The sequence below is a fragment of the Micromonospora sp. HNM0581 genome, assembly GCF_012726175.1.
In the GTDB taxonomy this organism is placed as follows: Bacteria; Actinomycetota; Actinomycetes; order Mycobacteriales; family Micromonosporaceae; genus Micromonospora.
Genome location: NZ_JAASAD010000048.1, coordinates 1 through 3,105, shown reverse-complemented (window position 1 = coordinate 3,105; position 3,105 = coordinate 1). Strand labels below are relative to the sequence as shown.

Below are 3,105 nucleotides of genomic sequence, written 5' to 3'. Positions count from 1 at the left end.
GCTTCCCGCTTAGATGCTTTCAGCGGTTATCCCTTCCGAACGTAGCTAACCAGCCGTGCCCCTGGCGGGACAACTGGCACACCAGAGGTTCGTCCGTCCCGGTCCTCTCGTACTAGGGACAGCCCTTCTCAAGTATCCTACGCGCACGGCGGATAGGGACCGAACTGTCTCACGACGTTCTAAACCCAGCTCGCGTACCGCTTTAATGGGCGAACAGCCCAACCCTTGGGACCTGCTACAGCCCCAGGATGCGACGAGCCGACATCGAGGTGCCAAACCATCCCGTCGATATGGACTCTTGGGGAAGATCAGCCTGTTATCCCCGGGGTACCTTTTATCCGTTGAGCGACACCGCTTCCACACGCAAGTGCCGGATCACTAGTCCCGACTTTCGTCCCTGCTCGACCCGTCAGTCTCACAGTCAAGCTCCCTTGTGCACTTGCACTCAACACCTGATTGCCAACCAGGCTGAGGGAACCTTTGGGCGCCTCCGTTACCCTTTAGGAGGCAACCGCCCCAGTTAAACTACCCACCAGACACTGTCCCTGAACCGGATAACGGTCCGAAGTTAGATACCCGAATCAACCAGAGTGGTATTTCAAGATTGCCTCCACCTATACTGGCGTATAAGCTTCACCGGCTCCCACCTATCCTACACAAGCCGACTCAAATACCAATGTCAAGCTATAGTAAAGGTCCCGGGGTCTTTCCGTCCTGCCGCGCGTAACGAGCATCTTTACTCGTACTGCAATTTCGCCGGGCCTGTGGTTGAGACAGTGGGGAAGTCGTTACGCCATTCGTGCAGGTCGGAACTTACCCGACAAGGAATTTCGCTACCTTAGGATGGTTATAGTTACCACCGCCGTTTACTGGCGCTTAAGTTCTCCGCTTCGCCCCGAAGAGCTAACAGGTCCCCTTAACGTTCCAGCACCGGGCAGGCGTCAGTCCATATACATCGAATTACTTCTTCGCATGGACCTGTGTTTTTAGTAAACAGTCGCTTCCCCCTGCTCTCTGCGGCCATACAACGCTCCACCCGCGCGGGGCTTCACGTCTCCGGCCCCCCTTCTCCCTAAGTTACGGGGGCAATTTGCCGAGTTCCTTAACCACAGTTCGCCCGATCGCCTCGGTATTCTCTACCTGACCACCTGTGTCGGTTTGGGGTACGGGCCGCTCAGAACTCGCTAGAGGCTTTTCTCGGCAGCATAGGATCACTGACTTCACCTGAATCGGCTCGGCATCACGTCTCAACCATATGCACCACGGATTTACCTATGGCACGGCCTACACGCTTACCCCGGCACAACCACCGGCCGGGCTCAGCTACCTTCCTGCGTCACCCCATCGCTTGACTACTACCCGCCAGGTTCCCACGCTCCCCCAGCACAATCCGAAGACCACACCAAGATCGGATGGTTAGCACAACGAAGTTCATCACGGGCGCTCCTTCGCGGGTACGGGAATATCAACCCGTTGTCCATCGACTACGCCTCTCGGCCTCGCCTTAGGTCCCGACTCACCCAGGGCGGATTAACCTGGCCCTGGAACCCTTGGTCATCCGGCGGAAGGGTTTCTCACCCTTCTTTCGCTACTCATGCCTGCATTCTCACTCGTGCCGCGTCCACAACTAGGTCACCCCGCTGCTTCACCCCCGGCACGACGCTCCCCTACCCACCCACACACCTGGATGCCCACCCAACGGCAGACACCGGGCTCCATGTGAATGCCACAGCTTCGGCGGTGTGCTTGAGCCCCGCTACATTGTCGGCGCGGAACCACTTGACCAGTGAGCTATTACGCACTCTTTAAAGGGTGGCTGCTTCTAAGCCAACCTCCTGGTTGTCTATGCGACCCCACATCCTTTTCCACTTAGCACACGCTTAGGGGCCTTAGCTGGTGATCTGGGCTGTTTCCCTCTCGACTACGAAGCTTATCCCCCGCAGTCTCACTGCCGCGCTCTCACTTACCGGCATTCGGAGTTTGGCTGATTTCGGTAAGCTTGTAGGCCCCCTAGACCATCCAGTGCTCTACCTCCGGCAAGAAACACACGACGCTGCACCTAAATGCATTTCGGGGAGAACCAGCTATCACGGAGTTTGATTGGCCTTTCACCCCTAACCACAGGTCATCCCCCAACTTTTCAACGTTGGTGGGTTCGGCCCTCCACACGGTCTTACCCGCGCTTCAGCCTGCCCATGGCTAGATCACTCCGCTTCGGGTCTAGAACATGCGACTACAACGCCCTCTTCAGACTCGCTTTCGCTACGGCTCCCCCACACGGGTTAACCTCGCCACATGCCACTAACTCGCAGGCTCATTCTTCAAAAGGCACGCCGTCACCCCGCAAGGCTCCGACGGATTGTAGGCGAACGGTTTCAGGTACTATTTCACTCCCCTCCCGGGGTACTTTTCACCATTCCCTCACGGTACTCGTCCGCTATCGGTCACCAGGAAGTATTTAGGCTTACCAGGTGGTCCTGGCAGATTCACGGCAGATTTCAGGAGTCCGCCGCTACTCGGGAACACCCACAGAAGACCAGCTGCTTTAACCTACCGGACTATCACCGTCTACGGTCAGCCTTTCCAGACCATTCAGCTAACAACTGGCTTTATCACTCCTCACACGAGTGTCAGCTCATGTCACAGGGTCCCACAACCCCGACCACGCAACCCCTGACAGGTATCACACGCAACCGGTTTAGCCTCAATCCGCTTTCGCTCGCCACTACTCACGGAATCACTATTGTTTTCTCTTCCTACGGGTACTGAGATGTTTCACTTCCCCGCGTTCCCTCCACACACCCTATGAGTTCAGGTGCAGGTGACACCACATGACTGATGCCGGGTTACCCCATTCGGACACCCTGGGATCACAGCTCGGTTGACAGCTCCCCCAGGCCTATCGCGGCCTCCCACGTCCTTCATCGGCTCCTGGTGCCAAGGCATCCACCGTTCGCCCTTGACAACTTGACCACAAAGATGCTCGCGTCCACTGTGCAATTCTCAACAAACAACCAACCCACAACCCACCACCCCACACCAGCAACACCACCCACCCGAAAGAAGGCAACATCCGGTATGCGAGGCCAAGCCATGCCTGGCGCC

At 57.0% G+C, this 3,105-nt stretch carries 1 rRNA gene; it reads right to left on the bottom strand.

The features are described 5' to 3' along the window. Nucleotides 1-2,973, bottom strand: a 23S ribosomal RNA gene (locus tag HCA58_RS22985); the annotation flags it as partial. Between the last annotated feature and the right edge of the window lie 132 nt (nucleotides 2,974-3,105).